Source organism: Pseudomonas sp. AC112, from assembly GCF_979253545.1.
The window spans coordinates 4,534,242-4,559,267 of sequence record NZ_CEEDCM010000001.1 but is presented as its reverse complement, the minus strand read 5'-3'; the positions used below and the strand labels follow the sequence as shown (position 1 = coordinate 4,559,267).

Here is a 25,026-nt window from a genome sequence, read left to right as displayed (position 1 = left end):
CCGGCTTGCCGGCGATGGCGATCTTGAAGACGCTATCGCCGGCAAGCCGGCTCCTACACAGGGTTGTGCGGTGCTGACTCAACGCTTGAGGTTGATGTTCTTCAAGTCATCCAGCAGGCCCAGCAGGGTCTGCAACTTCTCTTCACCCAGCTGATCTTGCAAACGCTGGTAGTTGGCCTCCATGCACTGGCTCATGGACTCGAAACTCGCCTTGCCCTTGTCGGCCAATGTCACCAGTACCCGGCGCTGGTCCTGCTCGGCTTTGCGCCGGTGCACCATGCCGGCGGTTTCCATGCGCACCAGCACGCCGGTCATGCTCGGCTTGAGGATGCAGGCGAGTTCCGCCAGCTGGTAGATCTCCAATTCACCGTACTGTTCAAGGATGCGGATGATCCGCCATTGCTGTTCAGTCAGGCCGTGTTCGTTCAAGGACGGGCGGAAAAAACTCATCGCGGCTTCGCGGGCTTGCAGCAGGGTCAAGGTCAGGGACTGGCGAGGTTTGAGCATAGGATCAGGGTCACGACGGATTTAGTTAATAATTTAACGAAACTCTAGCATTCCCAGTCCAGGAGCGCGCTATAACTTGTCTATCGCACCGCCCATGGCGCGCAGAATCAAAAGCCTGGGCACGCAGGATCAAGACTTCCACCCCGCCAGGGCCCCTAATGGAGGCATCCGCTTTAGAGCCTTCCTTCACCTTTTCAGGCTGCGCCATGATCAACATCGAAACCCCCACGTATTACACCGCCACCAAGAAATACAACCTCAGCTTCCCGACCCTGGAACAGGACATCGACGCCGATGTGGTGGTGATCGGCGGCGGTTTTTCCGGCATCAACACGGCCCTGGAACTGGCGGAAAAAGGCATCACCAATATCGTCGTGCTTGAGGCACGTTACCTGGGCTTCGGCGGCACCGGTCGCAATGGCGGGCAGATCATGGCGGGCGTCGGCCATGACCTGGAGAAGATCAAGAAAGACGTGGGCGAAGACGGCCTGCGCCAGGTGTTCGAGATCAGCGACCTGGGCGCCGACATCATCAAGAGCCGCATCGCCAAGTACAACATCGATGCGGACTTCTGCCACGGCTACGGCTACATGGGTTTCAACGCCCGCCAGGAAAAAACCCTGCGCGCCTGGGAGAAGGACTTCAAGTCGATCAACAGCCAGCATGAGATCCGCTTTCTCGGCGGCTCTGACGTGCAGCAGATCATCGGCTCCAAGGCCTACAGCAGCGCCCTGCTGCACATGGGCGGCGGGCACGTGCATTCACTGAACCTGTTGCTGGGCGAAGCCACCGCGCTGGCCAGCCATGGCGTGCGGATTTTCGAGAACAGCCCGGCGTTGGAGGTCAGCTACGGCGAGCGCATCACCGTGCGCACCGGCCGTGGTTCGGTGCGCGCCAGCAAGTTGCTGTGGGCCTGTGACAGTTTTCTCAACAAGCTGGAGCCGGAGCTGCACCGCTCGACCATCAACACCTACGCGTTCCAGATGATGACCGAGCCGTTGTCCGAAGAGCTGATCCAGCGCATCAGCCCGATTCGCGGGGCCTACAGCGACATTCGCCCGGTGATCGACTACTACCGCGTCACCAACGAAAACCGCCTGCTGTTCGGCGCCGCCACGCCGCTGGTGGAGCACATTCCCGGCGACCTCAAGGCCTGGAACCGCAACCTGATGCTGAAGATTTTCCCCTACCTCAAGGACGTGAAGATCGACCTGGCCTGGGGTGGCCCGATGGCGTGCAGCCCCAACCTGTTCCCGCAGATCGGCACCTTGCCGGGGCGCAGCAACGCGTTTTTCGTGCAGGGCTATTCCGGCTTCGGCGTGACCCCCAGCCACATCATCTGCAAGGTCCTGGCCGAAGGCATGAGCGAAGGCTCGGCGCGCTATGACCTGGTCAGTTCGATTCATCGCCCGACCATTATCGGCAAGGACGCGATCCGTCCGTTGCTGCTGACGGCGGGCAAATCCTGGCACCAACTGTCCGGTTATTGGAACGGGCGCCGCTAACCCCCTTTTTTCCTCATCAGGAGCAACTGCCATGACCCTCACTACCCTCAAACACAACATCCAGCTGTCGGAACTCGACCCCTGGGGCACCGTGGCCGACCTCGGCTCGCAGATTCTTGAAGGTGAAGTGCGTGCCTTCGGCAAGATGACCTTCGGCGCACCCACCGACCCGGTCAGCAGCGCCTATTTCGGCACCACCCAGGGCAAGTTCCGCATGGTCTACCCGTTTGCCGAACAGGCCACGGTGGTCACCGGTGAAGTGCTGCTCACCGACGAGTCCACTGGCCAAACCACGCGCTACAAAAGCGGTGATAGCTGGTTCGTGACCAAGGGCACGCCGGTGCTGTGGGAAGTGCTCAGCGAAAGCTTCGTCAAACACTACTTTGCCGTCGTGTAAGGGAGGCGTTGCCATGACGAGTTCTTCTGACTGGATCACCGTCGGCGCGCTGGCCGACGGTTTCGCCCCGGACGCGTTCATCCTGCCCAACCTCGCCGAGCTGGCGGGCCAGACCTTCACCCTGCACTTCGCCAACGGCTGGCAGATCGAGCACCGCTTCGAGCAGGACCGCCTGGCCTGGCATGCTGCCGACGGCCACTCCAGCGGCAGTGCGGCGTACCGCGCCACGTCGATCCGCCCAGGCCTGTACCTGGTGGATTTCATCAAGCATGAGGCCGGACACAACTGGTCGATCAGCCTGGTACTGGACACGCCGAACGCCTCATTCACTGCGGTGATCGGGCGCCTGCCGGACCAAGCCGAGACCCACGAAGGCCTTTATCACCGCGCCCTCGCCGGTAAACCGCTGACCTCGGTCGAAGTCGACTTCTTCCACGGCAGCCTCGACCGCCCATGGCAGGCCGGCCACTGCCTGCATGCACCGACCGACGAACTGGTCGGCCTGCGTAACCAGTACCGCTACAGCCCCAGCGAAGTCTACGAACACATCTACCTCAACGAGCGCTTCTACGCCTGGCAATGCTTGAAGGGCGTAGAGCAAGGCCTGTGCGACACCGACCGCTGCCATTACTACAAGATCGCCGAGCAGCTGTACCTGTTCGTGTGGCAGGAGAAGATCGTGCCGACTCTCGGCCTGGTACTGATCGACCTGCAGCAGCACCGCAGCGACGGCAAGATCTTCGGTTATGCGGGCGCGTCCTTCGATGCGCTGTCGAACTTCCCCATCAGCTCGTATTGCCAGGTGCTCAACCGCACGGAGTATCCCGATGACTGAGCCGCGCACGGTGGTGATCACCGGCGCCGGCACAGGGATCGGCGCCGCGTGTGCCCGGTTGTATGCCCAGGAAGGTGCACGCCTGGTGCTGATCGGGCGGCGCCGTGAGCCATTGGAACAGGTGGCGCAGGACACTGGTGGCCTGATCCTGGTGGGCGATGCCGCCTGCCCGCAGACCTGGGACGGGTTTATCCAACAGATCAGCGAGCACTATGGGCGCCTCGATGTGCTGCTGGCCTGTGCCGGCGGGCATGGCCTGGGCAGCGCGACCCAAACCAGCCCCGCCACCTGGGAAAGCGCCCTGCGCAGCAACCTGGACAGCGCGTTCTATAGCGCCCGCGCCTGCTTGCCGCTGTTGCAGGAAAACGCGGGGACTATCGTGTTGATCGGCTCCATCGCCTCCTTGGCAGCGGGGCCCGAGGTGTGCGGCTACACCACGGCCAAGCATGCGTTGCTCGGGCTTAATCGCTCGCTGGCGCGGGACTACGGACCACACGGTGTGCGGGTGAACGCGGTGTGTCCCGGCTGGGTGCGTACGCCCATGGCCGACGCGGAAATGCAGCCGTTGATGGACGCCTATGGCGACACCTTGCAGCAGGCATACGACCGGGTCTGCGCCGACGTGCCGCTGCGCCGTGCGGCCAGTGCCGAAGAGATCGCCACGGTATGTCGCTTCCTGGCCTCCAGTGAGGCATCGATCATTACCGGGGCGACGTTGGTGGCCGATGGCGGTTCCAGCATTGTCGATGTGCCCACCCTGGCGTTCGCGCACTTGGAGAATGCCCATGACTGACCTGGATTTCAGCGGGCACGTGGTGCTGGTCACGGGCGGCGCCCAGGGCATTGGCCGGGGCATCGTCGAGGCGTTTGCCCTGCGTGGCGCGCAGGTGGTGATTGCTGATCGGCAGTTGGAACAGGCTCAGGCCGTGGCGACCGAGTTATGCGCGCAGGGCTATCGGGTTGAAGCAGTAGGCGTCGACCTGGCCGAATCACAGGCGGTGTTCAAGTGCGTTCAAGGGTTGCCACAACTGGATATCCTGGTACACAACGCCGGGTATTTTCCGCTGACGGCCTTTGAAGACATCACTCCGGACATCCTGCAGCGCACCCTGGCGGTCAACCTGTCGGCGCTGTTCTGGCTGACCCAGGCGGCACTGCCGGCGTTTCGCGAACAGGGCCAGGGCTGTGTGCTGGTGACCTCCTCGGTGACCGGCAACCGCGTCGGTTATCCGGGCCTCAGCCATTACGCGGCGTCCAAGGCCGGGGTCAACGGGTTTATCCGCAATGCCGCGCTGGAACTGGCGCCGTTGAACGTGCGGGTCAATGGCGTGGAGCCGGGCATGATCGCTACGCCGGCGATGGACAACCTGGGTGACGCCGCGCTGAATGACAGCATCGCCAACCGGGTGCCGCTTGGGCGTCTGGGCGCGGCGGCGGATATTGCCGGCGCCATGCTGTTCCTCGCCTCCGATCTCGCCAGCTACATCACCGGGCAAACCCTGGTGGTGGACGGTGGCTCGACCCTCCCCGAAATCTAAACGCTATCCGCTCTATGACCGCTGCCCCCCCCGTAGGAGCCGGCTTGCCGGCGATGGCGCCCCTGAGAACTACGTTGAACTCACGGGCCTTATCGCCGGCAAGCCGGCTCATACAGGGGTGGATGTCGTTTTGGGTGGTTAGACCGCCTGGAGCCGGCTGGAACGGAAATCCTTGGGCGACACCTCGAATTGCTTCTTGAACGACCGGCTGAAATGCGCCGAGTCGGTAAAGCCCCATTTGTAGGCGATCGAGGTGATCGACTCACTGCGCAGGAACGGGTTGGTCAAGTCATCCGCGCTGCGTTTGAGCCGCGCGCGCTGGATGTAGCGGCAGACGCTGTCGTCCTGCTCTTCGAACAAGCGGTACAGGTGGCGAACCGAGATATTCAGCCGATTGGCCAGGCCGATCGGGCTGAGGCCAGGCTGGCTCAGGGACTCATCGATGACCTTCTGCACGTAGCTGCGCAGGTTGTTGCCCTGCAACAGCGCCAGGCCCTCGCGACACTCGTCGCCCTGCTCCAGGGCCGAGCCCAGCAGCGACACAAAAGCGCTTTGCAGCGCCTCCACTTCACCTGCGCCGTCTTCGGTGTCGTCCTTGCAGAGTTGGTCCATCAGCACATGCAGCATGCGCCCGCAGGCTTTGGTCGAGGAGATCTTGCCAAAGGCGCGTGCGTCGCCGCCCAGGTGCTTGCACACCTGCGGGCGTGACAGTGACAGGGAGGCGTGTTCGATCAGGCCGAAGGGGGTGATTTCGATGGAGCCCACCGAGTCCATCAGCAGCATCTCGCCGGGGGCCAGTTGCAGGGTCTGGCCGTTCTGCGCGATCTGCGAGTAGCCGCTGCGCTGGCTGACCAGGAAACAGTCCTGGTCGTTGTCGTGGTCGGCGTGGTGCGCCGGGCGTTTGATCAGCCCGGCATTGGTGCGCAGGATGGCGACGCCGCGCGGCAAGTCTCTGATCTCGCCGATAAACAGCGAGCGGTTGAACGCCAGTTCTGTATCGAAGTAACCGCACGCGGCACGTAGGTCGCGGTTCCAGGTGTCCAGCCCGTCGTGTGCATGCTGTGGGATGCTCATGGGGTGTCTCCACAAAGGATTCTTTTTGTTGTTCTGGCGCAATAGTTAACATGTTATCTATATGCATGCAACAACAACCTGTTTGCCCTTTGCAGAAGCACTAATGATGCCAATCAGAGGTTCGACAACACGCGATTCAATCCGACCAGCGCCGCTAGCAAGTGACTGCGTTGCGCACGGCTCAAGGCGATGTAGCGTCGAAAAGCCGGTAGGCGATTGACCACCTCACTGCCGCCCATATGCTCCAGGCGCACGCACCATTGCTGGCCTTGCAGCTCGATGCGCAGGCGTTTGAAATCCAGTGGCATCAGCGCTTGGAACAATGTGGTGTCAGCCAGTAATCGTGCCTGTATTTCACGGCACAGGGCCTGGTTACCGGAACGACGCCGCACACGAATGCCAGTGCGTCGAATCGCGCCGCCGTGGTGCACTTCGAAGCTCGCTGTGCCTCCTGTCGCAGCAGGCACACGCAGAACAAACTCAGTCAACACCAGGTGCATCAGCAACTGCGACTCGGTGCGTTCGACAATCTCGAACGCCACGCCGTCCACTTCAAGTGTCGCCAACCCGAGGTTGCGCCGCAGGTGCGCCAGGGTCACTCCCGGTCGATAGCCTGCCGGCGCGCGCTCGGCGCGAAACAGTTCAAACAGTCTTTGCCGCAAAGTCGCTATAACCGTCATCGGCCTGCTCCGGTTGGTGGCTGAATTCCTTTGCCAGCACCTCCTCCACGGAGGCTGGCTTGAAGGGGTTGACCTTCTGCACCACCAGGGTCCAGAACAGCGCGTACGCGGCTGTGCCGCCCAACATCACACCGAACGGCACGTAGATGTCCGCCGGGTTCATGCCCGGTGGCGTGATGAACCACATGCCCAGCAGGATGCCGATGCTCGACACGATCTGTGGCAGCGGGAACCACGGCGAGCGATACGCCCGTGGCAGGTCCGGCCGACGGATGCGCAGGCTCACCACCGAGATCGTCACCAGCAGGTAGGCAAAGCTCCACGCGCACACCGCCGCCAGCACCAGGTGCATGATGTTGTCGGTGTTGCCGCCCAGGTACAGCGCGTGCAGGCAAGGAATCAGCATCGCCACCAGGATGCACAACAGCGGCGTCTTGAAGCGTGGGTGCAGGTAGGTGAAGACTTTGGGCAACGCCCCATCCACCGCCATGCCGTAGAGAATGCGTGGCACGCCGGCCATCAAGGTGTTGATGGTGGCCGCGCCGGCAAACAGGAAGCCGATGCCCAGCCACAGTGGGCCGATTTGGCCCATCACCTGCTCGGCGAATTTGGGGATGGCCATGGGTGTGTCCAGCAAGTGCACGCCGGAGGCGGCATCGAGTACCACGTTTTCTACTTGGCGTTTCATTGCCGCGCCGTAGATGAACATGCACGTGGCCACACCCATCAGCCCCAACATCATGGCGCGCGGCATCACCTTGGCCGACTGGCGCAGGTCCGGCGCCAGCGGTGTGACGAATTCGCAGCCGACAAACATGAACATCGCCATGCCCACCAACGACAGCACGGTGATCAGGTCGGTGCCCACCAGCGACTCACCGAACCAGCCGTCCAACTGCACGGCGGGCGCGGCGATCAGCCCCAGCACGCCAAACACCATCAGGGTGGTCCACATACCGAAGGTGAGGATGATTTCCGCACGGCCAAACGCGCTGACACCAAACGCGTTAAGCACACCAAAGACGATCACGAAGCCGACGCCCAGCAACCACGAACCACCGGCCGATTCCGCCAAGGTGTTGAGGTGCTCGAAGTTCACCAGGGCCATGACCCCGGACAGGATGGTTTCGGCGGTGCCGGCGAACACATGCACGATCAGGTAGGCCGACAAGGTGCCGGTGATCGCGAAAAACCGCCCCATGCCGCAGTTGATGTAGTCGTACACCGAACCGGTGGTGGGCAGGATCGAGGCGGCTTCGGCAAAGGTGGTGGCCTGGGCCAGCATCATCACCACGGCGATCAGCATCGCCAGGGCGAACGCACTGCCGCCGATGCCAAAGCCCATGGTGGCGGTGAGAATCACCGGGCTGGCCATGATCAGGCCGATGGTGCTGGCCAACGCGGTGGGGAAACCTACCGTGCCCCGGTTGAGGTGCGCGGTGAGTCGGTCGTTGATCGACATGGTGGGGTCCTCGAAAGCGGTTTTTTTTAATGTGTCAGCACTCTGCGCCCCACTCGAGTTGATCGTCTTGCCCCTGTCTGCCGCCGGTTTTGTTGCTCCCTGCCACAGCGTAGGGCATGGCGGCCTGGGTCAATTCCCTGGCACGCAGAGAAAAGACTTCGCCCCCCGCGCTCGCCCTAATGCGCCCTCACTCTTAACCAAGATGGGGACAATAACAATGGAGCACACACTGAAAAATCGCCGCCTGCGCCAGGCGGTCGGCCTGGGTATTGCGCTGCTGATGGGCCAGGCCCAGGCCATCGAGTTGTATGCCGATGCCGACACCAGGGTCACCGGTAACTTCCTGGCCGTATATGGGATGTTCAACAGCCCGAAGAACTACGACGGGCGCAGCGGCGGCTCCACCTGGCGCGAGGCCTTTATCAAGTACGGCCTGAGCGTGGACCAGAGCCTGGGCGCCTTTGGCGGCGTGTATGGCACGGCCAACCTGGTGAGTTCCGGCACTTGGGGCGATGGCGATGCATCCGGGGTGACCACGGGCAAGGAGCGCACCACCAAGTTTGACGAAGCCTTTGCCGGCTGGCGCTCCGGCGATCTGTTCCCGGCGTTGGGCAAGGACGGCGTGGACCTTTCGTTCGGCCGCCAAATCATCATGCTGGGCGACGGTTTCCTGATCAACGATGACGGCCCCAACCTCGGCAAGGGCGTGGGCGACGGTGAATTCAACCGCGGCGGCGCCTACTACATCGCCGCACGCCATGCCTTCGACAAGACCGCCGTGGTCCGCCTGGGCGGCAAGGATGGTGTGCATGGCAGCCTGATGTGGATCAAGTCCGACAACCCCGCCCAGGCCATGACCGAAATGGCCGCTGGCACCCTGGAATACAGCGCCGCACCGGGCACCCTGGGCCTTACCTACATTCATGGGATCGACGTGGATGAACGCTTCGCCAGCGAGGTGCAGCGCCAACGCAAGGGCATGAACCTCTATAGCCTGCGCGGCGCGGGCAATGTCGGCATCGACAACGCGCACTTCGCCTTTGAACTGGCCCGCCAGGACCGCCGCGACAGCCAGCAGAATGCCGGTTACGCCGAAGCCGGCTACACCTTCGCCGACCTGCCCTGGTCGCCGGACCTGACCTACCGCTACGCGCGTTATTCAAAGAACTGGGACGCAATGTTCGCAGGCTTCAACCGGGGCTACGGCACCTGGGTGCAGGGTGAAGTGGCGGGCAACTACTCGGGCCCCTACAACACCAATACGTCAGTGCAACACGTGGCGCTCAAGGTCAAGCCGCTGGAGAACCTCACCCTCAGCGCGCTGTTCTTCGACTACACCACCGTCAGCACCCGTGGCCAACTCAACCTGGACGGTCGCGAGCTGGACCTGTACGCCGAGTGGGCGGTGAATGAGCACCTGATCATCACGCCACTACTGGGCCTCTACAAGCCCAACAAGGATGCCGAGACCGGCGGCAATCAGGTCGGTGGCAACGGCACCAACGTGTACAGTCAGTTGGTGGTCGCCGTGCCGTTCTGAACCGCTTGGGGCGCGCAGGGACGCAGCGCCTGGACCTCGGCATAAGCGCCCTGGTGGTACAACAGCGGCGCACGCCCGAAGTCATCAAACGCAACCACCTTGCCGATCATGATCCAATGGTCGCCGCCGTCGACCTGCTGGTATTTCTCGCAGTGGAACCGCGCCGAGCAATCGGCGAATACCGGCGAGCCACCCTCCCCCGGTTCGTACTCGATCAGGGCGAAGCGATCCTCACGCGGGCGAGCAAAATTGTTGGACAGGTGCACCTGGTCGGCGGCCAGCACATTCACCGCAAAGTGGCTGGCCTCCTCGAACACTTCGTGGCTGTTGGAGCGCTTGTCGATGCTCCACAGCACCAACGGCGGGTCGAGGGATACCGAGTTGAAACTGTTGGCGGTCACGCCCACCTTGCGCCCGGACGCGGTGGCGGCGGTGACCACGGTCACGCCGGTGGCGAAGTTGCCCAGTGCACGGCGAAAGGCGCGTGGGTCGAAAAGGCTGCTGTCGGACATGCAAGACTCCCGGGCGCCATTGGATGGGCGCCCTGATTGTTGTGAGGGGAAGAACGCGCTACACCATGCTCGGGTCCGGCTCCAGGCCCATCAGCTCACGGCCGAGGATCTGCGCGCAGACGTCGTAGTCGGTGTAGGCATGGGCGCCGGTCATGTGCGAATCGCGGAACAGGCGCTGCATTTCGTTGTGTTCGAACCAGGCATTGCCGCCGGCGGCGGCGAACAGCCGGTCCACGGCTTCGATGCACATTTTCGTTGCGTAGGCCTGGTTGGTGCGCCAGAACGCCAGGGTTTCGCGGCTCGGGTAGCGGTGCGCGGCGCTATGTTCGGCGTGGTCCTGCCAGGTCTTTTCGAGGAATGCGCGGGCGGCAGCCACTTGGTGGGTGGATTCGGCCAGGCGCATCAAGGCGGGCGTGGCCGCACCGACGGCGGCACCGGTGTAGGCACGCACGCGGTTTTTGGTTTTTTCGCGGAACACCTCCAGCATGCGCTCGGCCACGCCGAGGCTGACGGTGGAAAATCCACTGGCGAAATACGGGCGGTACGGCGCGTAGAAAATCTGGCTGTCCGGATAGAGGCCAAAGCCCGCCGACTTGCCTTCCATCATGTCCTTGGCTTTCTGGATGCGATGCTCGGGCACCCAGGCATTGTCGATGACCAGGGTCTTGGTGCCGCTGCCCTTCATGCCGGCAGCGAACCAATCGTCACGGATCTGGTAGTCACTGCGCGGCAGCACGGCGAAGCAGTAATCCTGGCCGCCTTCGGCGTTCTGCCGGCGGCAGCCGACAATCGCCCACTCGCCATGATCACAGCCGCTGCTCCAGCCCATTTCACCACTGAAGTACACCCCGCCTTCGCCCTCCACCACCCGGCCAAACGGCGCAATACTGCTGCTGGCCGTGGCGTGCGGGTTTTCGCCCCAGATCTCCTGCTGCAACTGCGCCGAAAACAGCGCCAGTTGGTGGCTGTGGGTGCACAACAAGCTCATGGCCCAGGCGGTGCTGGCGCAACTGCCGGCGAGCAAGGCGATGCAGTCAGCGAATTCGGGCAGTGACAGTTCCAGGCCACCAAAGGCCTTGGGTTGAAAGGCGCGGTGTAGGCCGATGCTTTTGAGCAAGGCGATGTTTTCATCCGGCACCTGACGCTGCTGTTCGGCCCACGTGGCATTCGCGGCAATCAGGGGCAGGAGGGGCTTGAGGTCTTCAAGGAGCGGGTTTGGCTTTTTCATGGACGGCCCTGCTTATTATTGGAAGTCCGGCAGGCGCTCCGGGTAGAGGAACGACGCGGGATGCAGGGCCAGTATCGAATGGGTCACGCCGCTGGAAAATGCACGTTCCACAGGCAAGGTTGTACTTTTCATAGCGGTGGCAGCCACAGACATAGCGCGCGGCAGGCAGAGTCAAGCCATGTCCTGATCACCTGGTTACTCTCGGGCTTTCCTTTGTGAACTGCCAGGAACCTGCCATGAGTGATATCCCGCTGCTGCCCCACGTCGAAGCCTTCCTGCGTCGACCCCACGGGCTGTTTATCGACGGCGTGAACGTGCGCAGCCATTCCAGCCAGACCCTGGCCGTGACCAACCCGGCCAACGGACAGGTGATTGCCCACGTGGCTGATGCCGACCTGGCGGATATTGACGCAGCGGTGGACTCTGCCAACCGGGGTTTTCAACGGTGGTCCCAGGCTGCGCCGGCGACACGCAGCAATGTGCTGCTCAAGCTCGCCGACCTGCTGGAGCGCAACCGCGAAGAACTGGCGCAAATCGAAACCTGCCAGTCCGGCAAGATCATCCAGATTTCCCGCGCGTTCGAGGTCGACCAGGCTGCGCATTTCCTACGCTACTACGCCGGCTGGGCGACCAAGATCAGCGGCCAGACCCTTACCCCGTCGCTGCCCTCGTTCAACGGCGAACGCTATACCGCGTTCACCTTGCGTGAACCGGTGGGTGTGGTGGTGGGTATCGTGCCGTGGAATTTCTCGACCATGATCGCCATCTGGAAACTCGGCTCGGCGCTGGTGACCGGCTGCAGCATCATCATCAAGCCCAGCGAGTTCACGCCGTTGACCCTGCTGCGCATCGCCGAACTGGCCATCGAGGCCGGGCTGCCGGCGGGTGTGCTCAACGTGTTGACGGGCGGTGGTCATGTCGGCAAAGGGCTGGTGGAACACCCCGGCACCCACAAAGTGTCGTTCACCGGCTCCGTGCCCACCGGTATCGCCGTCGGCCGCAGCGCCATGGGTGCCGGGCTGACCCGCGCGACTCTGGAGCTGGGCGGCAAGAACGCCGCCGGGTTCCTGCGCGACGTGGATGTGGACAAAGCGGTGGACGGCATCATCGAAGCAGGCTTTTTGCATTCCGGGCAAATCTGCGCGGCGGCCGAGCGCTTCTTCGTGCACCGCTCGCAGATAGACGCGGTGCTGGAAAAACTGAGCCAGCGCCTCAGCCGTCTCACCATCGGCTCGCCGTTGGACGAGCGCACCGAATTCGGCCCGGTCACCCACCATCAGCATCAACTCAAGCTGCTCGGCTACTTTTCCCAGGCCCGTGCTGAAAACAACACGATCATCCACGGCGGTACCCTCATCGACCGCCCTGGCTGCTACGTCGAACCCACGGTGATCCTTGCCAACAGCATCAGCGACACCCTGCTCAACGAAGAAACCTTCGGCCCCATCGCCACGTTCCTGCCCTACGACAGCGAGGACGAACTGCTCGCGCTGATGAACAACGGCCCCTACGGCCTCAGCGCCAGCCTGTGGACCAACGATCTGGGCAAGGCCCTGCGCATGGTGCCGGCGATCCAGGCCGGCACCGTGTGGGTGAACATGCACACGCTGCTCGACCCGGCGGTGCCGTTTGGTGGGAATCGCTCTTCGGGGGTGGGCCGGGAGTTTGGCAGTGCATTCATCGAGGATTACACCGAGCTCAAGTCGGTGATGATTCGGTACTGAACGGAACCACTGCCTCCGCCTCGATCTCGATCAACCACTGCGGCATCGACAACCCGCTGACGATAATCCACGAAGACGGCGGCGGGTTGTGCGGAAAGCGCTCGCGCAACGCCTGCGCGATGGGCTCCTGCTGGTCGCGGGCGGACTCGACGATATACAGCCGCAGCATGATCACATGGGAGAGATCGCCCTCGACCTCGGCCAGGACCTTTTCGATATTGTCCAACGCCGTGGCGGTTTGCTCGGCTATGCCAGGGCCGACGGTGCGCTCGTCTGCATCCACGCCCACCTGGCCGGAGAGCAGGATGCGCCGGCCTTGCGGGACTTCGAGGGCCTGGCTGAAGCCGTATTGCAGGGAGTTGAATACCGTTGCGGGATTGATGACTTTTCGCTGCATGACGCTTCCTTGTTGTCTGTAGGAAAACAAGGCTAACCCAAAGGCGTCGCTCAATCGGGCAGTTCAACATCCCGCAACATATCGGGTTCAGGTCAACACCGAACGTGGCGCATGCCGACCTTGTGGGAGCTGCATTGGGCCTACCACTGCCCCATCGCCAGACTGAACGGCGAAAACTCCGCAAATTGCCAACGCAACGCCAGTGCCGCCGGGCGGCGGACTATGTGTTCCACGGTCACCGTCCACAAGCGCTGGGCGCCCTCGAATGGGTCCACTTGCGGGCCGTCGAGAATCAGTGAGGTGCGCCCCGCCACTTGCAGCACATCCCCCGAGTCGAAATCGATGAACAACAACCCCGCCACCGGGTTCAACTGCAGGTTGCCCAGGGTGTTGAAGAACAGGTTGCCGGCGAAGTCGGGGATGGTCAGCACGTTGCCTTCCACGCGCACGAAACCGGTATTGCCACCCCGATGAGAAACGTCCACAGAACGCTGGCCGTCGACTTCGACGTAGCTGGCGACAAAGAAAGTGTCGGCGTTGCGGATCATGGCGTGGGCCGCGGCGTCCAGGCTGTTGGCACGCTCGACCAGCGTGCCGGGCTTGCGCGCGATGGCATCGACGGGCCGCAGCTGGATGTACTTGGGGCAGTTGCCGAAGGTGTGCACCACGTCGACCGAAAAGCCGTCGTGATCGAGCGCGCCGATGCGCCCGTTCATGCGGTTGCGGCGACGGGTGTTGAGGTCGATGCCCAGCAGGCCCACCGAGGCGCCGTCGAGCAATGCGTTGCGGGCAGGGTCGCCCACGGAGGGCAGGCTGTCGACCTGCAAGGTCTGTGGGTCCGGCGAGTGGGCGAAGCCCGGGGCGCCTTCAATCAGGGTTGCCCAGGGAATGCCCTGCGCGTCCACCACCCCCAGCAACAGGTACGGCAACAAGGGGTAGAAATCCCGGTGCTGTTCCGGCAGGTGATCACGAATCACCTTGGGCCCGACCACGGCCATGCGGTCGGCCACACCGACCGCTGCTTGCAGCTGCCGTTCACCGGCATGCCAGGGCGTTTGTTCGTTCAGGTTCATGGCAATCACCTCAGGGTTGGATGCCTTGATGCTGCGCCTTGCCTGGCATTGGTGGAATAACCACGCCAGGCAATCCTCTATTACGCCAGCTGAAATGCCGGGTGGTCGCGCAGCGCTGCCACGCAGTGGTCGACAAAACTGCGCACACGCATCGGCGCATGGCGGCCCTGGCGATACACCACCTGCACGGGCAGTGGCGGCGGCTCGAAGTCCGGCAATACACGGCGCAATTGCCCGCTCTGCAGATGCTCGTGCACCGGGTAACTCAGGCAGCGAATCAGCCCGGCCCCATGCACCGCCGCGTTGATCGCGCCCTGCACCGTGGCGCAGCCCAGGCGTGCGCGAGCCTTGAACTGATAGCCGCTAAAATCCCACTGCACCCGGTCGGCACTGGCGATCAGCCGATGTTGCTTGAGATCTGCGGGGTGCCGGGGTTCGCCATGGGCGGCGAGGTAGTCGGGGCTGGCGCAGAGGATAGACCGCACCTGCCCCACAGGCCGGGCGATCAACGACGAGTCGGGCAGCTCACCGACCAGGATCGCCACGTCCAGTCCCTCTTCATGCAGGTTCGGGTAATAGTCGTGGTAATGGGCGGCCAGGCGCACCTCGGGATAGCGGTCCAGGTAGCCGGCCAATACCGGCGCCATCACATAGCGGCTGAATAAGAAGGGCAGGAACACCCGCAGGTTGCCCTGGGCCTGGGCATGCAACCCTTTGGCCGAGGCTTCGGCGGTGTCGACCGCAGCGAGCAGGCGCACGCAGTCCGCCAGGTAGGCGCTGCCGGCGTCGGTCAGGTTGACGCCGCGCGTACTGCGTTCGAGCAAGCGCACGCGCAGGCGCGCTTCCAGACGGGCCACCGCACGAACCAGAGTCGGGCCCGACACCTGCGCGCCACGCGCTGCGCTGGCCAGGCTCGATTGCCCGGCCAGCGCGGCGAACAGTTGCATGTCGCGATAGCGTTCCATCAGCTGCGCCGTTTCATCGCCGGTTTCAGGGCAGCGTCCTGGCCCAGGCGATGGGTGAGGAAGTCGACAAAGGTGTTGACCTTGGCCGGCACGCGGCCGCTTTTCTGAAACACCACCTGGATCGGCAGCGGCGGCGCCTCATAGTCTTCAAGGACAATCTCCAGCTCCCCCGCCGCCACCGCTGTGGCGACCTGATAGGACAACACCCGCGTCATGCCCCAGCCCAAGCGCGCCAGGTTGATGGCGGCGTTGTTTGCCGTGACGACCAGGCGCGGCTCGATGGGCACAGTCAACGCTTGGCCGCCGTCGACGAATTCCCAGCCACTCACCAACTGGCTGGACGACGACGTGGCTATCTTGGCCTCGCGCAATTGCGACGGATGCCCAGGCCGGCCATGTTGGTCGAGATAGGCCGGCGACGCACACACCACCCGGCGCACTTCGCCGACCTTGATCGCCTGCTGCCCCGGCTCGTGCAGATGGCCGATTCGCACCGCCACATCCACACCCTCGTCGGTCATGTTGACCACGCGGTCGACCAGCAAGGCGTTGATGTTCACCAACGGAAAGCGGTCCAGGTATTCCCCCAGCACCGGCGCCACATACAACTCGCCGAACAGCACCGGTGCCGTAACCGTCAAGTGGCCGCAGGGGATGGAATAACTGCCCGCCGCCGCCTCCTCGGCTTCATCGAGCTCGGCCAGGATGCGCCGACAATCTTCCAGGTAACGCTGGCCGGCTTCGGTCAAGTGCAGGCTGCGGGTGGTGCGCGCCAGCAGCTGAGTGCCGATGCGTTCCTCCATGGCGGCGATGGCACGCGTCACACTGGGTGGCGAGGTTTTCAGGCGACGCGCGGCGGCGGCGAAGCCCTCCTCCTCGGCCACCGCCAGGAACACCTGCATTTCATGAAATCGGTCCATCGGCACGCCTCTAGAAAGTTATTGCGACTGCAAGCCCACCGCCGTGCGCGGCATGCCCACGAACCCCGGCAATGCCTCGATGCTGGCGAGCCAGGCGCGCACCTGAGGGTAGTCGGCCAGCGACACATTGCCTTCTGGCGCATGGGCGATGTAGGTGTAGAAGGCCACATCGGCAATGGTCGGCTGCTCACTGGCCAGGAAGCGGCTTTGGCCCAGCTGCGTTTCCATCAGTTTCAGCAACGCGTGGGACCGGCTGATGGCGGCGGCGGTGTCCACCTGGGCACCAAACACCAGGGCAAGGCGTGCAGTCGCGGGTCCCGCGTGGAGTTGCCCGGCGGCCGCCGAGAGCCAACGCTGCACACGGGCCTGGCCCACCGGGTCGCTCGGCAGCCACTGGCCATTGCCGTAGGTGTTCGCCAGGTAGACCAGGATCGCGTTGGAGTCCGCCAGTACCACACCGTTGTCATCGATGGCTGGCACCTGGCCGAACGGGTTGATGGCAGCAATGAACTCGGGCGCTTTGTGGGCGGCTTGCTTGAGGTCCACCAACACATAGTCCGTGGGCAGGCCCAACAGAGACAGCATCAGCTCGACCCGATGGGAGTGGCCGGACAACGGGAAACCATAGAGTTTGATCATGAAAGGCTCCAAAAAAGGGGTTATCGACCCCCGCATGTTCCACCGCTGCCGCGACCGTTGGAATCACCAGGATTTACAATCCAGCATTTCATCCGGCGAAACAATCACTCACTGCGACACAATCAAAAATCTCGCCATCTATTCCCTGTAGGAGCTGGCTTGCCGGCGATAGCGGTATCTCAGGCGAAAAAAAATGCCAGCAGTCCCGCCGCCTTCGCAGCCTCGCCAGGGCTCGACAGCTCCCACAGTTGACCTTCGTCGTGGCGCGTCAACGCTCTACGAGGCGATCCCGCAGGAATCGATGGCTACTGGAAAACAACCGCCGGTAGGTCAGCAACACCGCCCCTACCGTGCCCAGCGCCGACGACGCGGCAATCAGAAACATGATCACGATCTGATACCGCACCGCATCCTCCGGGCTCTCCCCCGCCAGCACCTGCCCGGTCATCATGCCGGGCAGGCTGACGATGCCCACCACGGTCATCTGGTTCAACGTCGGGATCATCCCGGCGCGCACGGCCTGGCGGATGGCTTCCTGCGCCGCTTCCCAGCGCGAGCCACCGAGGGCCAGGATCATTTCGATGGTGTTGCGGCCCGAGGTCAGTTCCTGGGTCATGCGCTCGATCCCCAGGGACACGCCGGTCAGGGTGTTGCCGAGGATCATGCCGAGGATCGGAATTGCATACTGCGGCTCGTACCACGGATGGATGCGAATCACCGCAAACAAACCCACGGCCGTGACCAGCCACGAACTGCCCCACACCGACAGGATGCTGTCAGCGCGCTGCCCGCGATAAGTCCGTCGCCCACGCCCTGCTGCCGAAAGGCCGGCGATCAGGGTCATCGCACACATCAACGGCAGCACCACGTACCAGTAGGCGAACTCGAACACCCAGCCCAGCAGGTAACCGATGGCCAACAGTTGCACCACGGTGCGCACCGCCGCCCACAGCAACTGGCGGCCCAACCCCAGGCGCAGCAGCAGCGAGAGTGCACCGTTGATAAGGATCAGCGACGCGGCGATGCCCATGTCGAGCGCGGTGAGGTTCTGATAATTCATGGCTGGGGCACTCCGCTCAACACACCGGCACTCATCTGCAAATGGATGTCACTCATGCGCCGCGCCTGTTCCAGGTCGTGGGAGACCCAGATACAGGCGCGGGACGGGTCCCCGGCGAACCAAGCATCGATCAGCGCTTCCACCTCGCGGGATGAGGTGGGGTCGAGGGCGGCGGTGGGCTCGTCCAGCAACAGCACTTCGGGATTGAGTTGCAGAGTGCGGATCAACGAAACCACCTGGGATTCGCCGCCCGACAGGTCGGCGGCGCGCTTGGCCAAAAAGTCCGGTGCCTTGCCGGCATGCCCCAGCAGTGTGGTGACGGTCGCCAGGTCGAAGCGGCGCTTGCGTGAGGTCTTGAGGCTGAAGGGAAAGCGCAGGTTGTCTTCCACCGAGCCTTCGAGCAGCGCCGGGCGTTGCGACAGGTAGCTGATGTGGCAACGGTAGTGAGGTATCTGTGCGTTGCCGATCGGCTGGTTGTTCCACAGGATCTGCCCGGACGTGGGTGCATCCAGCAGCGCCAGCGCGCGCAGGAACACGCTTTTGCCGGAGCCGGATGCACCGGTGATCGACACACGGTCGCCGGCCAGCAAGGTGAAATTAGTGGGCTGGAGCAAGCGCACCTGGCGGCGCTCGTCCATGCGCGTGAGGGCGCGGGTTTCGATTAATGGGGTGTCGGTCATGAACTCATTACTCGTTTGAACGGCTTGCAATCAAAAACTTCACTGCCTATATTCCTTGCCTGGCGCTCTCTACGCCACCTTCCGCGGAAAGGGCTGCGCCCAAGACACTGCAACACCCTCATTCTCTACGACTCCCAACCTTAAAGCGGAAAAGGTTTGTACAAGGAGATCGTATGTCCCGACACTTCAACACCGATGGCCGCCTCAACCTTGAGCAGCAGCGCAAGCGCGCCAAGGAATTGCTGCCACACCTGAAAACCCAAGACCCGAATGCGACCCTGTCCCAGGCGCAATGGGCGATCGCCAAGCAGTTGGGTTTCAGCAGTTGGCCGAGGCTCAAGGCCCATGTCGATGCCATCGACTTCGCCGCCCACCACCCCGACTTCGCCGCCAGCGATGAACCTCGCACCACCCATTGGCGTTGCGGCAATGACATTGCCCACAGCCTGCAGATCGCCGGGTTCAAGGGCGACTTCAAAATGCTCACCGACCCGCTGTGCATGGGGCCGGTTCGTGATGTGCCCAGCGAAGCATTCCGCGCCATGCGCAGTACGTTTATCAGCCAGGCTTTCGCCCTGGACAAAACCCAAGCAGCGCGCCGCGTCGCTGATGAATATGACCAGCTTGACGCCTTGGCCAACGCCGATCACAGCGTGCTGTGGTGCGAAGCGGATGCCTACGACCAACTGTTCCTGATTCGTGCACTCGCCAGTCTTGAGCAGGCGCCGCGCAAACTGGAGCTGATCGAGGTGGACCGCGTGCCCGGTGTCGAGCGTTTTATCGGGATCGGCCAATTGGCCCCCGATGTACTGGCCTGGCTCTGGCCGCAGCGACGACGGCTCGGTGACGACGCGGTGCACTTGGCCAAACGCGCCTGGGCGGCGTACTGCTCCCCCTCTCCCGAACGCCTGGCGGAACTGACCCACGGCACCCATTCGGCATTGCCCTTGCTGGCACCTGCGCTGTTGCGCCAATTGCAGGAATTACCGGGCGTGCGCGATGGCTTGTCGCTCACCGAGCGCCTGTCACTGAGCTACATCGCCGAAGCCGGACCGGTCCCGTTTGGCCGGGTGTTTGCTGAGTTAACGGGCAAGCGCGAACCGCTGCCGTTCCTGGGGGACATGATGTTTCATGCGCTGTTGCGGCCGTTAATTGACGGTGACAGCCCTTTGCTCATGGAGGCAGAAGCACAAAACTCGTGGCCGCAACGCGTGTTGACGCTGACGGCATTAGGGGTTGAAGTGCTTGAAGGCCAAGCCTATTGGCTCGACCACTGCACACATGAACGCTGGGTCGGAGGGACACGCATTCGACCCGGCCGGCCTCACTGGACAATTGATGAGGCTAACCAACCTGTTTTTCAGCGAAGAGCCATCGCGTAGGCTTCTTCATCCGAGAAGCCCTCCATGATGAGGTCGATAATGGCCTCTCTGTACTCACTGACCTTCACCGGCAGGGTGGCTTTATTCGCTTGATAATAAGCCGCCATCCGTTGCAGGGCTTGGGGCTTCTTCACCTTTTTGCGAGGTTTCACCGTTTGTTCGGTCACACTGACGAAACCATCGAAATCGGCTGTCGCGGTGCTCCAGTCAAATTCAAAGACCTGCTTGCGCGCAGCCACCGGATCGAAGTGTCGAGTAAAAAAGCTGCCACACTCTCCCGAACCTTTGCTGATTACCAGCGATGTCAGGTCTGGCAGTACCCGCTCATTGGTGAACAGCCTGACCACATCCAGCCGCCGTCCGGTAGAGACGGGAATAGCATTTTTAACCACCGGATGATCCGGGTTCTCGCTCTTGGCGCGATCGACCAGTTCGGAATACGTCAAGCAATGCTTGTGTTGGGCCAGATCAACCAGAATCGGGTAATAGACAGACGCCAGCTGGACGTCAATAAGCGTGATGTTTTCGTAAAGACCTTGCTGTGCGTTCATGATGATCCTGTCAGGCGCATGATTTCCTTGAGTGGGGTACCATCCCACATTTGGCGAATTATGGCCAATAGCCAGCAACCCCAATCAAGGAAGATCCGTGACGATTAAAACAGCTGCTGACCTGTGGGACAGCCTGAACTCAGCAGGACGCCTGGCACCCAAGAGCCACGACAAACAATTCGTCGCAGACCTGCGCGCGGCGTTGCATATTCCACCGTCCGAAGACATTGGCGACTATCTGAAACAGCACGCAGTCGATACCACGTCTTTCCTGGTCGCAGTTCTGAACGCCTTACAGCCTTTCGGCATGATGCTCAATGACATCTATGAACTGTTCGCTGAAGGCGGCGTCTCCCACAGCAATGAGCGACTGCTGATCGAGTTCGATTTTGGTCAGGCCGGCAAAGTCCCCTTCAACGTCGATGCGTTTCGTCGGGCACGGGAGATATTGAAGAACCTCGACAACATGATCCCGCAACGGGCCTATGACTTTGACGACTTAAGGCTCATCAGCAATGGTGTGTTCCAAGCGCTAAGGGAAACGCCTGGAATGGACAATACGAGGTTCGCGCCCCTGATAGATACACCCGCGAAAAGCTGGATGGATGACCCGCAATGGCCCTATACAAGACCTGTGCCGCTGCCCGAGCCTATGGTATCCGACTCACTTACCCAGGCACTTGCACCACTGGCCCGCCTGATTGAACAGTTGTGCCAACGCACCGGCCGCTACACCAGCCAGGATGATCTGCGCAGCGCTCGGCGCAACGATGACCCCTCCAGGCCAGAAAGAGCCCCGATCAATCAATGGAGTGAATCCCGACTAGCGCACGCGCAGGACGATCACATTGCGCGGTTTCACCTCTTGCCGCTGCTCTGGTATTGCCAACAGCGTGTGCCTCTGTCACAGAGAGACGGACTGGCGAGAAGAATCGAGGCCATCATCAACACCCACTCACAGATCGTCCCATCCCGACCTGTGTCACGTGAACTGGAAGACCTGCTCGACCTGCCCATCTGGAAACAACGCTCACAGCTCTACTCTGTGTGGCTCATCACGTTGTTGCGACGTGAGCTCAAGCAACCGGACGAACGTTTTCAACTGATGGCCCAGGACAACGGCCTCACATTTGCCTTCAGGCCCACGCTCATTGCCAAGCTGCATGTGAGCAACAATGTGCTCGACCTGATGGCGGAGCTTCGCGTCGCCAACCCCGGTGTCAAACTGGCCGGCGACGGTCGCAGCCAGAACATTCAACCTGACTATTCGCTCGTTCAGCACCTGGCCGATGGGACCCAACGGATTGTGTATGTATTGGAAGCCAAGCAGTACGCCCGCGCCAACACCCGAAACTTCAATGAAGCACTGTACGATTACGCCAGAGTCAATACCCAGGCACTCGTGGCCCTCGCCAACTACGGACCGGTGCCCGCCTGCCAGCCGAAGAAACTCGCCGAACTGTGCACACGCTACGGCGATAAAAACGTCAGTGAGCGCTGCGAAGCATTCGCCGGCGTCACACCCACTAATGCCATCTCGACACATAAGTTGCGCCTGCATTTTCGCCGTGCAGTCACTGAATACGCGTTACCACTGCCCCGCCTGATTATCGACATGTCTAGCTCCATGGGGCATGTGTTGAATGCTAATGCGCAAGGCAACTGGCCGATACTTGCCGGGCACATCGCGAACTCAGGCATGGGGTTGATACTGAACCAGCACTACCCCACATCCGTGAGCCCCGGCCAGCCTACGCACGATGCCATGCTGGCGCTGTTCGAAAAAACCGTCAACGGAACCAAGGGAATCTACGACATCACCCGAACAGAGCGCGGCCTGTTGATGCTGTTTACCGATAACAGTGGTTTTCATGAAGAGCGCAACTATCATGACAAACTGGCGGGTGTCATCATCCTGCAACCGGACGGCTCCCTGGGGCTACGGTTCAATACGCTCTACGAAAGTCTTCTCCGACGAGCGATACCGAGGCTGATCGCTTGCACTCATGTCGGCGAGCCCTATTGACCGCTCGTCGCACCACCTACGTCTTCTTTTCGAGGCTCATTGTTCAATGCGCAACCTGATCGTCGCCAGCCTGCTTCTGCTGGCGGGCTGCCAACAAACGCCACCCGCCAACGACCAACTCGACGCCGTGCTCTGGACACAGACCTCCATTGAGCATGAGCTGATCTACCGTCAGCTCTTCGCCAATGCCACCCGCCAACTCGACGTGGCGTTGGCTGATCCGACCTGGGACGCCCTGCCCTTCCCCCCGCGCGACCTCAAAGGGTTGCCGCCGGCGGTCGTGGTCGATATCGACGAAACCCTGCTGGACAACGTGCCGCTCAACGCCCGCGATGTGGTCAACAACCAGGTTTATTCCTACGACCGCTGGAACACCTGGGTCGACCAGGCCAAGGCCCAGGCATTGCCCGGCGCAGTCGCCTTCGTGCAAGCGGCCCAGCAGAAAGGTATCGCGGTCTACTACCTGACCAACCGTGAACACAGCCAGGTCGCCGCCACCGTGAAAAACCTGCGCCTGCGCGGTTTCCCGGTGGAAAGCGACGTACATGTCCTCGCCGCCAGCACGCCCACCGGCCATTGCGAAAGCGCCGGCTACGGCAAGAACTGCCGCCGCCAATGGGTCGCCGCCCATGCCCGCGTGTTGTTGATGGCCGGTGATTCCCTGGGAGATTTCGTCCAGGCCGAGCACAACACCGTCGCGGATCAACGCAAGGCCGTGGCGCCTTATGTGAACTGGCTGGGGCAGCGCTGGTTTCTGTTGCCCAACCCGACGTATGGCAACTGGTACAGCGCACCGTATGGGGATGATGAGAAGTTGCCGTTTGAGCAAAAGCGCAAGCTCAAGCAACAGGCGTTGCAGTTGCAGGAGTAGCCCGCGCGGCTGAACGGGCCTGGGATGCCGCCGTATGCCGATTCACCGGCACCGGCAGCCCCAGGTGCCCCCGCAACGTACTGTGGCTGTACTCACTGCGAAACAAACCGCGCTCGCGCAACAGCGGCAACACCTGATCGGTAAACCGCGCAAAATCCTCCGGCGCGCCCACATGGATGTTGAACCCATCCACCGCGCCCTCCACAAACCATCGCTCTATCTCATCCGCCACGGTCTTGGGTGAGCCGACAAAGCTGGAAAACGGCTTGGCAAAGCGCAACGCCGCCTGACGCAGGGTCAACCCCTGCTCACGGGCTACGTGCTTGATGTTCTCCGCATGCCCGCGATAGCCATTGCTACCCAGGTCGCCCAACTCAGGAAATGGCTCATCCAGCGCGTACTGGCTGAAGTCGTGGTAGTTGAACGGCCGCCCCAATTGCACCAGCGCCTTGTCCAGGTCCAGCTCGCCATTGCGCTCGCGGTCGATCGCCTGGGCCTGCTCGTCGGTGTCGGCAATGATCGGCGAGATGCCGGGCAGGATGGTCACGTGATCGGGGTTGCGCCCGGCGGCGGCCGTGCGTTGCTTGATGTCGCGGTAGTACGCCTGGGCGTCTTCGAAATTACCCACTCCGGCAAAAATCCCCTCGGCATAGTTCGCCGCCAGGCTGCGCCCGGATTCGGAAATCCCCGCCTGGAAAATCACCGGTTGGCCTTGGGCCGAACGGGCTATATTCAGCGGCCCGGTCACCGAGAAAAACTCGCCGTGGTGATCGAGGCGGTGTTGGCGCTGTGGGTCGAGGAACACCTTGGTTTGCTTGTCACGCACAAAGGCATCGTCCTCATAGGAGTCCCACAAGCCCTGCACCACTTCCAGGTGCTCGGCCGCCCGGCGATAGCGCTCGGTGTGGTCGATGTGCTGTTCACGGCCGAAGTTGCCGGCAGCGCCTTCCAGGCCGGTGGTTACCACGTTCCACCCGGCGCGGCCGCCGCTGATGTGGTCCAGGGACGCAAACTGCCGCGCCACGTTGAAGGGTTCGGTATAGGAGGTTGTAAGGGTCGCCACCAGGCCGATCTTCGAGGTGGCACCGGCGATGGCCGAGAGCAGCGTCAAGGGCTCCAGGCGGTTGAGGAAATGCGGCGCGGAATCCGGGGTGATGTAGGGGCTGTCGACGATGAACACCAGGTCGAACTTGGCGGCCTCTGCCTGCCGGGCCTGGGCGCGGTACCAGTCGATATCCACACTCGCATCGCCGGGGATCTGCGGGTGCAGCCATTCGTTTTGTGCGGTGCCGACACCGGTAAGAATGGCGCCGAACTTGAGTTGTCGGGATGAGGTGGGCATCAAGGTATTCCTCCGTGGATGGCAGCGGTGCTGGCCTGTGGAGATCGACCTTAATGCCCGCGAGCGAGGGTTGTGAAAGGCTTTGTAGATCTATGCTAATTATTAAAAATACTGATTT

Annotated in this window: 25 protein-coding genes and 1 pseudogene; 11 read left to right on the top strand and 15 right to left on the bottom strand. The window is 62.2% G+C overall.

Annotation, left to right across the window (positions count from 1 at the left end):
- Nucleotides 1-78 precede the first annotated feature (78 nt).
- Nucleotides 79-507: a homoprotocatechuate degradation operon regulator HpaR gene (gene hpaR, locus AC0IYN_RS21280; protein WP_061449003.1), complete on the bottom strand. Its 429-nt coding sequence runs from the start codon at nt 505-507 to the stop codon at nt 79-81.
- Between the two features lie 206 nt (nt 508-713).
- On the opposite strand from hpaR, the gene AC0IYN_RS21275 reads away from it, so the two are divergent.
- The 5 genes from AC0IYN_RS21275 to AC0IYN_RS21255 are packed head-to-tail and all read left to right on the top strand — an operon-like array spanning nt 714 to nt 4,782.
- Nucleotides 714-2,012 carry an NAD(P)/FAD-dependent oxidoreductase gene (locus AC0IYN_RS21275; protein ID WP_471843078.1) on the top strand — a complete coding sequence of 433 codons (1,299 nt, stop codon included), beginning with the start codon at nt 714-716 and terminating at the stop codon, nt 2,010-2,012.
- 31 nt (nt 2,013-2,043) lie between these two features.
- Complete coding sequence (locus AC0IYN_RS21270; protein WP_028617036.1) at nt 2,044-2,409, top strand: cupin domain-containing protein; 366 nt, start codon at nt 2,044-2,046, stop codon at nt 2,407-2,409.
- A gap of 13 nt (nt 2,410-2,422) precedes the next feature.
- Complete coding sequence (locus AC0IYN_RS21265; RefSeq protein WP_471843077.1) at nt 2,423-3,244, top strand: molybdenum cofactor biosynthesis F family protein; 822 nt, start codon at nt 2,423-2,425, stop codon at nt 3,242-3,244.
- A complete protein-coding gene (locus AC0IYN_RS21260; RefSeq protein WP_457267444.1) occupies nt 3,237-4,037 on the top strand; it encodes an SDR family NAD(P)-dependent oxidoreductase in 801 nt (266 codons plus the stop codon). The genes AC0IYN_RS21265 and AC0IYN_RS21260 overlap by 8 nt, the downstream gene beginning before the upstream one ends.
- Nucleotides 4,030-4,782 carry an SDR family oxidoreductase gene (locus AC0IYN_RS21255; RefSeq protein WP_471843076.1) on the top strand — a complete coding sequence of 251 codons (753 nt, stop codon included), beginning with the start codon at nt 4,030-4,032 and terminating at the stop codon, nt 4,780-4,782. Before AC0IYN_RS21260 ends, AC0IYN_RS21255 begins: the two co-directional genes overlap by 8 nt.
- A gap of 138 nt (nt 4,783-4,920) precedes the next feature.
- On the opposite strand, the gene feaR is transcribed toward AC0IYN_RS21255, so the two are convergent.
- The 3 genes from feaR to AC0IYN_RS21240 form a co-directional block, all read right to left on the bottom strand.
- Nucleotides 4,921-5,856, bottom strand: coding sequence for a transcriptional regulator FeaR (feaR, locus tag AC0IYN_RS21250; RefSeq protein WP_457248763.1), 936 nt, complete (start codon nt 5,854-5,856; stop codon nt 4,921-4,923).
- Nucleotides 5,857-5,969: 113 nt separating this feature from the next.
- Nucleotides 5,970-6,536, bottom strand: a complete 567-nt coding sequence (locus tag AC0IYN_RS21245; RefSeq protein ID WP_457267446.1) for a DUF3156 family protein — start codon at nt 6,534-6,536, stop codon at nt 5,970-5,972.
- Nucleotides 6,499-7,998, bottom strand: coding sequence for an APC family permease (locus AC0IYN_RS21240; RefSeq protein ID WP_457239678.1), 1,500 nt, complete (start codon nt 7,996-7,998; stop codon nt 6,499-6,501). Before AC0IYN_RS21240 ends, AC0IYN_RS21245 begins: the two co-directional genes overlap by 38 nt.
- A 217-nt stretch (nt 7,999-8,215) precedes the next feature.
- Between AC0IYN_RS21240 and AC0IYN_RS21235 the strand changes: the two genes are divergently transcribed.
- Nucleotides 8,216-9,538, top strand: a complete 1,323-nt coding sequence (locus AC0IYN_RS21235; RefSeq protein ID WP_471843074.1) for an alginate export family protein — start codon at nt 8,216-8,218, stop codon at nt 9,536-9,538.
- Between the two features lie 32 nt (nt 9,539-9,570).
- On the opposite strand, the pseudogene AC0IYN_RS21230 reads toward AC0IYN_RS21235, so the two are convergent.
- Nucleotides 9,571-10,050 (bottom strand): annotated as a pseudogene (locus AC0IYN_RS21230) (flavin reductase family protein); the annotation flags it as partial.
- Nucleotides 10,051-10,108: 58 nt separating this feature from the next.
- Nucleotides 10,109-11,278, bottom strand: coding sequence for a p-hydroxyphenylacetate 3-hydroxylase oxygenase component (locus AC0IYN_RS21225; protein ID WP_471843071.1), 1,170 nt, complete (start codon nt 11,276-11,278; stop codon nt 10,109-10,111).
- Nucleotides 11,279-11,514: 236 nt separating this feature from the next.
- Between AC0IYN_RS21225 and AC0IYN_RS21220 the strand changes: the two genes are divergently transcribed.
- A complete protein-coding gene (locus AC0IYN_RS21220; RefSeq protein ID WP_471843068.1) occupies nt 11,515-13,002 on the top strand; it encodes an aldehyde dehydrogenase family protein in 1,488 nt (495 codons plus the stop codon).
- Here AC0IYN_RS21220 and AC0IYN_RS21215 read toward each other — a convergent pair.
- From AC0IYN_RS21215 to AC0IYN_RS21195, 5 genes are all read right to left on the bottom strand, one after another.
- Nucleotides 12,977-13,399, bottom strand: a complete 423-nt coding sequence (locus AC0IYN_RS21215; RefSeq protein ID WP_471843066.1) for a RidA family protein — start codon at nt 13,397-13,399, stop codon at nt 12,977-12,979. The genes AC0IYN_RS21220 and AC0IYN_RS21215 overlap by 26 nt on opposite strands.
- A 140-nt stretch (nt 13,400-13,539) precedes the next feature.
- On the bottom strand, nt 13,540-14,472 hold the full coding sequence (locus tag AC0IYN_RS21210; protein ID WP_471843064.1) for a flavin-nucleotide-binding protein: 933 nt from the start codon (nt 14,470-14,472) through the stop codon (nt 13,540-13,542).
- Nucleotides 14,473-14,552: 80 nt separating this feature from the next.
- Nucleotides 14,553-15,437, bottom strand: coding sequence for a LysR substrate-binding domain-containing protein (locus AC0IYN_RS21205; protein ID WP_471843062.1), 885 nt, complete (start codon nt 15,435-15,437; stop codon nt 14,553-14,555).
- A complete protein-coding gene (locus AC0IYN_RS21200; RefSeq protein ID WP_406599546.1) occupies nt 15,437-16,357 on the bottom strand; it encodes a LysR family transcriptional regulator in 921 nt (306 codons plus the stop codon). Before AC0IYN_RS21200 ends, AC0IYN_RS21205 begins: the two co-directional genes overlap by 1 nt.
- A gap of 18 nt (nt 16,358-16,375) precedes the next feature.
- Entirely contained in the window at nt 16,376-16,996 is a 621-nt protein-coding gene (locus AC0IYN_RS21195) for a glutathione S-transferase family protein (RefSeq protein ID WP_471843060.1), read from the bottom strand.
- Here AC0IYN_RS21195 and AC0IYN_RS21190 point away from each other — a divergent pair.
- The gene (locus tag AC0IYN_RS21190; RefSeq protein WP_471843058.1) at nt 16,995-17,147 is read left to right on the top strand and encodes a hypothetical protein; all 153 of its coding nucleotides are present in this window, start codon (nt 16,995-16,997) and stop codon (nt 17,145-17,147) included. The genes AC0IYN_RS21195 and AC0IYN_RS21190 overlap by 2 nt on opposite strands.
- Nucleotides 17,148-17,264: 117 nt before the next feature.
- Here the strand turns inward: AC0IYN_RS21190 and AC0IYN_RS21185 are convergent, their stop codons facing one another.
- Complete coding sequence (locus AC0IYN_RS21185; protein WP_099492996.1) at nt 17,265-18,056, bottom strand: ABC transporter permease; 792 nt, start codon at nt 18,054-18,056, stop codon at nt 17,265-17,267.
- A complete protein-coding gene (locus AC0IYN_RS21180) occupies nt 18,053-18,736 on the bottom strand; it encodes an ABC transporter ATP-binding protein (protein ID WP_471843055.1) in 684 nt (227 codons plus the stop codon). The genes AC0IYN_RS21185 and AC0IYN_RS21180 overlap by 4 nt, the downstream gene beginning before the upstream one ends.
- 173 nt (nt 18,737-18,909) lie before the next feature.
- Between AC0IYN_RS21180 and AC0IYN_RS21175 the strand changes: the two genes are divergently transcribed.
- A complete protein-coding gene (locus tag AC0IYN_RS21175; protein ID WP_471843053.1) occupies nt 18,910-20,118 on the top strand; it encodes a DUF1835 domain-containing protein in 1,209 nt (402 codons plus the stop codon).
- Here the strand turns inward: AC0IYN_RS21175 and AC0IYN_RS21170 are convergent.
- Complete coding sequence (locus AC0IYN_RS21170; RefSeq protein ID WP_471843051.1) at nt 20,097-20,669, bottom strand: hypothetical protein; 573 nt, start codon at nt 20,667-20,669, stop codon at nt 20,097-20,099. The genes AC0IYN_RS21175 and AC0IYN_RS21170 overlap by 22 nt on opposite strands.
- Before the next feature lie 97 nt (nt 20,670-20,766).
- Between AC0IYN_RS21170 and AC0IYN_RS21165 the strand changes: the two genes are divergently transcribed.
- Both AC0IYN_RS21165 and AC0IYN_RS21160 read left to right on the top strand, forming a co-directional pair.
- The gene (locus AC0IYN_RS21165; protein ID WP_471843049.1) at nt 20,767-22,695 is read left to right on the top strand and encodes a hypothetical protein; all 1,929 of its coding nucleotides are present in this window, start codon (nt 20,767-20,769) and stop codon (nt 22,693-22,695) included.
- Between the two features lie 46 nt (nt 22,696-22,741).
- Nucleotides 22,742-23,566, top strand: a complete 825-nt coding sequence (locus tag AC0IYN_RS21160; protein ID WP_471843047.1) for a 5'-nucleotidase, lipoprotein e(P4) family — start codon at nt 22,742-22,744, stop codon at nt 23,564-23,566.
- On the opposite strand, the gene AC0IYN_RS21155 is transcribed toward AC0IYN_RS21160, so the two are convergent.
- Nucleotides 23,535-24,908, bottom strand: a complete 1,374-nt coding sequence (locus AC0IYN_RS21155) for an LLM class flavin-dependent oxidoreductase (RefSeq protein WP_406599542.1) — start codon at nt 24,906-24,908, stop codon at nt 23,535-23,537. The two genes, AC0IYN_RS21160 and AC0IYN_RS21155, sit on opposite strands and share 32 nt — an antisense overlap.
- Nucleotides 24,909-25,026: the final 118 nt, after the last annotated feature.